The 6,986-nt window shown below is 71.3% G+C and carries 7 protein-coding genes; 1 reads left to right on the plus strand and 6 read right to left on the minus strand.

Going from position 1 to position 6,986, the window contains the following annotated elements; translation table 11 throughout:
* Nucleotides 1-148 precede the first annotated feature (148 nt).
* On the minus strand, nucleotides 149-1,444 hold the full coding sequence (locus tag ACFXAZ_RS33660; RefSeq protein WP_384598873.1) for an MFS transporter: 1,296 nt from the start codon (nucleotides 1,442-1,444) through the stop codon (nucleotides 149-151).
* Between the two features lie 449 nt (nucleotides 1,445-1,893).
* On the opposite strand from ACFXAZ_RS33660, the gene ACFXAZ_RS33665 reads away from it, so the two are divergent.
* Nucleotides 1,894-2,580: a TetR/AcrR family transcriptional regulator gene (locus ACFXAZ_RS33665; RefSeq protein WP_384598876.1), complete on the plus strand. Its 687-nt coding sequence runs from the start codon at nucleotides 1,894-1,896 to the stop codon at nucleotides 2,578-2,580.
* A gap of 189 nt (nucleotides 2,581-2,769) precedes the next feature.
* Here ACFXAZ_RS33665 and paaE read toward each other — a convergent pair whose 3' ends face one another.
* From paaE to paaA, 5 genes are read right to left on the minus strand one after another with little or no spacing between them, the layout of a single operon-like run.
* Nucleotides 2,770-4,029: a 1,2-phenylacetyl-CoA epoxidase subunit PaaE gene (paaE, locus tag ACFXAZ_RS33670; protein ID WP_384598879.1), complete on the minus strand. Its 1,260-nt coding sequence runs from the start codon at nucleotides 4,027-4,029 to the stop codon at nucleotides 2,770-2,772.
* Nucleotides 4,029-4,613 carry a 1,2-phenylacetyl-CoA epoxidase subunit PaaD gene (gene paaD, locus ACFXAZ_RS33675; RefSeq protein ID WP_384598881.1) on the minus strand — a complete coding sequence of 195 codons (585 nt, stop codon included), beginning with the start codon at nucleotides 4,611-4,613 and terminating at the stop codon, nucleotides 4,029-4,031. The genes paaE and paaD overlap by 1 nt, the downstream gene beginning before the upstream one ends.
* Complete coding sequence (paaC, locus tag ACFXAZ_RS33680; RefSeq protein WP_384598884.1) at nucleotides 4,607-5,437, minus strand: 1,2-phenylacetyl-CoA epoxidase subunit PaaC; 831 nt, start codon at nucleotides 5,435-5,437, stop codon at nucleotides 4,607-4,609. The genes paaD and paaC overlap by 7 nt, the downstream gene beginning before the upstream one ends.
* 38 nt (nucleotides 5,438-5,475) lie before the next feature.
* Nucleotides 5,476-5,784, minus strand: coding sequence for a 1,2-phenylacetyl-CoA epoxidase subunit PaaB (paaB, locus tag ACFXAZ_RS33685; RefSeq protein ID WP_384598887.1), 309 nt, complete (start codon nucleotides 5,782-5,784; stop codon nucleotides 5,476-5,478).
* A complete protein-coding gene (gene paaA / locus ACFXAZ_RS33690; RefSeq protein WP_384598890.1) occupies nucleotides 5,781-6,725 on the minus strand; it encodes a 1,2-phenylacetyl-CoA epoxidase subunit PaaA in 945 nt (314 codons plus the stop codon). Before paaA ends, paaB begins: the two co-directional genes overlap by 4 nt.
* Between the last annotated feature and the right edge of the window lie 261 nt (nucleotides 6,726-6,986).

The following is a 6,986-nucleotide window of genomic DNA, read 5'->3' on the forward strand; positions in this document are numbered from 1 at the left end:
TCAGGACGGCGGGGGTGGGCACGGCCCTGTGGATCCGGTCCGTCTCCCACCCTCGGGCACCTCATGGCGAGCCCCATATGGAGAGATCATCTCCACTTTTTGGGCGGAGGAAGCCCTGGGACAGGACGAGCAACAGGGGGTACGGGGTTCAGCGCGTCCGGCGGGTGACCGCCCAGACACAGATGAGGCTCACAAGGGTCACCCCGGTCAGATACAAGGTGATCGGGGTGGTCGAGGACCAGTTGGTGTAAAGGCCGGTGGCGATGGTCGGGGCGATACCGCCGCCCAGGATGGAGCCCACCTGGTAGCCGAGCGAGGCCCCGCTGTAGCGGACCTCGGCCTTGAAGAGGCCGGAGAACAGTTCCGCGATGGGCCCGTACACCACCCCCATGAACACGGCGGTGACGAGCAATGCCAGCAGGATCAGAGGCGGTTCGGCGGTGTCGATGACCGGGAAGAGCAGGGCCGCGCAGCCCACCAGGCCGATCGAGCCGGTCAGCAGCACCGGGCGCCGGCCGCGCCGGTCACTGAGGGCGGCGGCCCCGGGAATGACCGCGAGCCACACCAGGGAGGCGATGAGCGTGAAGGTGAGGATCAGGTTGCGGCTCAGTTCCAGCACGGTGGTCGTGTAGGCCAGCAGATAGGCCATGAAAATGTAGCCGACCGCGTTGATGCCGATGAACGCCCCGGCGGACAGGCACACTTCGCGCCAGTTCTCGCGCAGCACGGTGGCGATGGGCATCCGCCGCTCGGACCGCTCCTTCTTGACCCGCTCGAAGTCCGGGCTCTCGGTGACGGTCAGCCGGATCACCAGTCCGGCGATCACCATGACCGCGCTGGCCAGGAACGGCACCCGCCAGCCCCAGGACAGGAACGCCTCGCCGCTGAGGTTGGTGGTGAGTCCGAGGAACACCAGGTTGGCGAGGATGAGTCCGCCCGGCACACCCATCTGCGGGAAGCTGCCGTAGAAGGACTTCTTGCGCTCCGGGGCGTGTTCGACGGCCATCAGCACCGCGCCGCCCCACTCGCCGCCGACCCCGATGCCCTGGATGAAGCGCAGGGTGACCAGCAGGATCGGCGCCCAGACGCCGACGGTGGCGTAGGTGGGCAGCAGGCCTATGCCGACGGTCGCCAGGCCCATGGTGAGCAGCGAGATCACCAGCATGGACTTACGGCCCACCCGGTCGCCGAAGTGGCCCATGACGATGCCGCCGACGGGGCGGGCCAGGAAGCCGACGGAGTAGGTGGCGAAGGAGGCCAGCGTGCCGGCCGCCGGGGAGACCGACGGGAAGAACAGCGGGCCGAAGACGATGGCCGCGGCCAGGCCGTAGATGAAGTAGTCGTACCACTCGATGGCGGTGCCGATGAAACTCGCCGTGGCCACGCGCAGCGGGCGGACCCGTGGCGGGCTGAGTGCCTGGGACAGATTTCGGTCGAGGGTCATGTGTGGTGTCTCCTGACAGGGGTGAGCGGAGCCGTCGGAGAGAGCGCGGCGGGAACGGGCGTGCGCAAGGGGGCCCACAAGGGCGGCGGGCCTCGCTCTCCGGCACCGGGTGTGGGGGGCGGGAGCGAGGCGCGGCGACGCACACGGAGGGCGGAGGCACGGTGGCGCCTCGGCCGCCTTCCGCCGACGGGATGAGGGGACGTCCGCGGCCGTGTGGACCAGGAGAGGGCAGTACCGACCGAACGATTGGTCGTTTCGTGCTTGGTAAGTAAAGGCAGCGCCACAACCGGTGTCAAGAAGCTGCGCACAGGGAAGTCGGGCGGCCCGACTCCTGACTGCCGACTGCCGACTGCCGACTGCCGACTGCCGACTGCCAACCGCCTGACCGCCTGACCGCCAGGGCCCCGGTACCGCGCCGGGCACACAGCGGCCATGGTTAGCATGAGGTCATGACTGAGATGTCCCGAGGCGCCGGTTCGCCGGACGGCGATCGTCCGCTGCGGCGGGACGCGGCGCTCAACCGGGAGAAGATCCTGCACGCGGCACGGGAGATCTTCGGGGAGCGCGGGCTGAAGGTCACGCTCGACGACGTGGCCCGGCACGCGGGCGTGGGCGTGGGCACCGTGTACCGCCGCTTCCCCACCAAGGAAGCGCTGGTGCGGGCGCTGTTCGAGCACGATCTGCGGATGCGTCAGGAGACGGCCGAGAAGGCGCTGGCCCACCCCGACCCCTGGCAGGGCCTGGTCGACTTCCTCGTCCTGATGGCGGGCGACCTCGCGGAGAACCGCGGCCTGCACGAAGTGATCATGATGGGCACCCATAGCTCCGCGTCCATCGAACGGGCCCGCGGCGGCATGCGCCCGTTCCTGGCGGAGCTGATCGAACGCGCCCAGGAGAGCGGCGACCTGCGCCCGGAGGTGACGCCCTCCGATTTCCCGGTCATCGTCCATATGCTGGCCGGATCCAGCCGCTTCACCCAGGGCATGCGCCCCGACATCTGGCGCCGCTACCTGGAAATCCTCCTGAACGGCCTCCGCCAACGCCCCGACAACCCACCCCTGACAACCCCGAGCCTGAGCGACGAGGTGGTGGAACAGGTGATGGGCTTCAGCAGGCCGGAGGGAAAGGCACAGTAGGACGAGGCAGGGCAGGCGAAGCCTGCCCCTCAGGGGCGGCAGGCGAAGCCTGCCCCTCAGGGGCGGCAGGCGAAGCCTGCCCCTCAGGGGCGCGGGGAACTGCGCGAACAACCACGACGAGCCGGAAACCCGCCCACCGAACAGCGACCCGGCAGACGCTGGGCGCCGCCGCTGCCCCCAGCGGAGCGCTCAGCTGTCGAAGTCCACCGTCAGTTTCTCCGACACCGGATACGACTGGCAGGTGAGCACATACCCGGCGTCGACCTCGGCGGGTTCCAGGGCGTAGTTGCGGCGCATGTCGGCCTCGCCGTCGGTGACGCGGGCGCGGCAGGTGCCGCAGACTCCGCCCTTGCAGGCGAAGGGCACGTCGGAGCGGACCCGGGCGGCGGAGTCGAGCAGGCTGCGGTCGCGGGGCAGGGCGGCGGTGGTGGACCGGCCGTCGAGGGTGAGTGTCACCTCGCTGACCGGGCCGGCGGCCTTGGCGTCCTCCCGCCTCAGCGGCGCGGGCGCCACGTCGTCCGCGAAGAACAGTTCCTGATGGACCCGCTCGCGGGGCACGTCGAGCCGGCCGAGGACCTCGCGGGCGTCACGGACCATGCCGTGCGGGCCGCACAGCCACCAGTGGTCGGCGCCGGGGACGTCGATCAGCGCCTCGACCAGCGCGGCGAGCCGTTCGCCGTCGAGCCGCCCGGAGAGCAGGTCCGCCTCACGCGGCTCGCGCGAGAGGACATGGGCCAGCTGGAAGCGCGTACGGTACTCGTCCTTCAGGTCGGCCAGTTCGTCCGCGAACATCACGGTGTCGCTGCGGCGGTTGCCGTAGAAGAGCGTGACCCGGGAGCGGTCGTCGGCGGCCAGCACGGACTCCGCGATGGAGAGCATCGGCGTGATGCCGGAGCCCGCCGCGATCAGGACATGGTGGCCGGGGGTGGCGAGGTCGGGTGTGAACAGGCCGGTGGGCGCCATCACCTCGACGGTGTCCCCGGGCCGGGCGCCCCGCACCAGCCAGGACGAGAAGAACCCGCCGGGCACCTCCCGCACCCCGATCCGCGGCACCGACCCGGCCGGCGAGCAGATCGAGTACGACCGCCGCTCGTCCCGCCCGTCCACCTGACGCCGCAGGGTGAGCGACTGCCCGGGCCGAAAGGCGAACTCCGCCACCAGGCCCTCGGGAATCTCAAAGGTGACAGCCACCGCGTCCTCCACCAGCCGCTCCACGGAGGCGATCCGCAGGACGTGGAAGGCGGGACGCCTCCGGCGGGGGGTGGGGGTGTCGGCGCCGGGCGCGACGGCGTTGACGGCGTCGGCGCCAGACGCGGGCGCATCAGCGCCAGGCGCGGGCGCCTCGGTCGCAGGCGCCCGGCTCCCGGACGCCGCCGGACCCCCGGCGTTCCGGGTCGGCGGGCCCGCCGTCGGCGCGGTGGCACCCGTCGGTGCCGTCACCTCTGCCATCAGATCTCCTTGACGTACTCGAACGGCTCATGGCAGGCCCGGCAGCGCCACAGGGCCTTGCACGAGGTGGCCGCGAACCGGGAGGTCTCCTCGGTGTCGGCGGAGCCGCAACGCGGGCAGGGGACGGTGCGCCGGGTCGGGGCGAGGACCAGCGGGACCGGGCCCGCCGGGTGGCGCGGGGCGGCGCCGGGCGGGGCGATGCCGTGCTCGGTGAGCTTGCGGCGGCCGGCCTCGGTGATCCAGTCGGTGGTCCAGGGCGGATCCAGCACCGTACGGATCGCCACCCGCTCGAACCCGCCCTCGCGCAGCCGCGCCGCGACATCCGCGCGCATCTCGGCCATCGCCGGGCAGCCCGAGTAGGTCGGGGTGAGACTGGCGACGACCGTGCCGTCGGCCTCCACGCGCACGTCCCGCAGGACGCCCAGGTCGGCCAGGGTGAGCATGGGCAGCTCGGGATCCGGCACCCGCTCGGCGATGTGCCGGGCGCGGCGGGCACGGGTCAGGACGGTCGCTGTGTCACCGGCGGCGTCGGTCGCCGGACCGGTCGTCAGGCCGGGCGCGGCATCGGCCATGTCGGTCACCATGTCGCCTCCGGGTGGGCTCGGGCCAGGGCCTGCAACTCGGTGAGCAGTGGGGTCAGGTGGGCGGTGTGTTCGCCGTGCCGTCCGTCGCCGGGCAGTGCGGGCGGGCGGGGCAGCGGGAGGCCGGCGGCGTCCAGGACCTGCTTCAGGTCGGCGCAGACCTGCTCGCGGGCGTCGTACGCGCGGAACAGCTCCTCCTGGTAGGGCGCCAGCGCCTGGAGCGCGGCCGTCATCCGGGCCCGGGACTCGTCCGTGCCGTCACCGAGCCGTACGGCCCACTCGGCGGCGTACTGCCGGTGGTAGGCCAGCTCCTTGACCCCCTTGGCCGCGATGGCCGCGAGCACCGGATCGGCGGTGGCGGACAGCTCGGTGAGGTGCGCGAGGCGCCAGCTGGCGAACAGCAGCAGCCGTACGATCGAGAACGCGAAGTCGCCGTTGGGGAGTTCGGCCAGGCGTACGTTGCGAAAGGCGTCGGGGTCGCGGAAGTACGCGTAGGCGTCCTCGCCGCGCCCGGTGCCGTCGGCCTGTCCCGCGCGGGAGTACAGCAGCCGGGTCTGGCCGAGCAGGTCGAGGCCGATGTTGGCGAGCGCGACCTCCTCCTCCAGCTCGGGCGCGCGGGTGACCCACTCGGCGAGCCGCTGGGCCAGCACCAGGGCGTCATCGCCGAGCGCCACGCAGGTCGCGGCCAGTCCGGCGGCGTCGACGCCGGGCGGGACGGTGGTGTCCACGCCGTGCAGCGGGTCCTCGAAGCCGGTGCCGAAGGCCCAGCGGGCGTCGCTGTCGTCATGGCCCTCGGCCAGGCTCAGGTAGACGTGGTCGTCGCTCATCGCCGCCCGCCTGTCATGGTGTCGCTCATCCTCGGCTCCTAGATGTGCGGGACATCCTCGGGGATGTCGTAGAACGTGGGATGGCGGTAGACCTTGTCGGCGCTGGGCGCGAAGAAGGGGTCCTTCTCGTCGCGGCTGGTGGCCGCGATGTGCTCGGAGCGCACCACCCAGATGCTCACGCCTTCGTTGCGCCGGGTGTAGAGGTCGCGGGCGTGGGTGAGGGCCATCTCGTCGTCGGCCGCGTGCAGCGAGCCGACATGGACGTGGTTGAGTCCGCGCTTGCCGCGCACGAACACCTCGTACAACGGCCAGCCGTCCTTCGTCTGGGGCTTCTGCGCACCGGTCATGCCACGGCCTCCGCACGGGCTCGGGCCGCCTGCTTGGCGGCGTGGGCGGTGGCGGCCTCGCGGACCCAGGCGCCGTCCTCGTGCGCGCTGGTACGGCGTTCCATGCGCTGCGCGTTGCACGGGCCGTCGCCGCTGATGACCCGCTTCAGCTCGCTGTAGTCGGGGGTGCCGAAGTCGTGGTGGCCGCGCTCCTCGTTCCAGCGCAGTTCGGGGTCGGGCAGGGTGACGCCCAGTTTCCCGGCCTGCGGCACGGTCATGTCCACGAAGCGCTGGCGCAGTTCGTCGTTGCTGTGCCGCTTGATCTTCCAGGCCATGGACTGCGCCGAGTTGGGCGAGTCGTCGTCGGGCGGGCCGAACATCATCAGGGACGGCCACCACCAGCGGTCCACCGACTCCTGCACCATCGTGCGCTGGGCGTCGGTGCCGCGCATCATCGTCATCAGCAGTTCGTAGCCCTGGCGCTGGTGGAAGGACTCCTCCTTGCAGACCCGGACCATGGCGCGCGCGTACGGGCCGTACGAGCTGCGGCACAGCGGCACCTGGTTGCAGATCGCGGCGCCGTCCACGAACCAGCCGATGACGCCGACGTCGGCGAAGGTGGGGGTGGGGTAGTTGAAGATCGAGGAGTACTTCTGGCGGCCTTCGAGCAGCCGCTGGGTCAGGTCATCGCGGTCGGCGCCGAGGGTCTCCGCGGCCGAGTACAGATACAGGCCGTGCCCGGCCTCGTCCTGGACCTTGGCGAACAGGATCGCCTTGCGGCGCAGCGAGGGCGCCCGGGTGATCCACTCGCCCTCGGGCTGCATGCCGATGATCTCCGAGTGCGCGTGCTGGGCGATCTGGCGGACCAGCGTCCTGCGGTACGCCTCCGGCATCCAGTCCCGCGGCTCGATCCGCTGGTCACGCGCGATCGTCGCGTCGAAGTAGGACTCCAGGTCCCGCATCTTCCTCCCACCTTCCCAACCGACCATTCGTTCGGTTCATCATACGGCGATCCCCCACGGATCGCGCAACCCCCGGGGACGGCGAGCCCGAGTTTCGGGACGGCGAGCGTGAGTTTCGGAGCGGTGAGCTTGAGTTTCGGAGCGGTGAGCATGAGTTTCGGGGCGGTGAGCTTGAGTTTCGGGCGCGGGTGGTCGGGGGTCGCTCGCGCAGTTCCCCGCGCCCCTGAGAAGACGGGCGTGGACGCAGGCGCCTTTCAGGGG

Origin of the sequence: Streptomyces sp. NPDC059477 (assembly GCF_042749375.1) — a bacterium.
Taxonomy (GTDB): Bacteria; Actinomycetota; Actinomycetes; order Streptomycetales; family Streptomycetaceae; genus Streptomyces.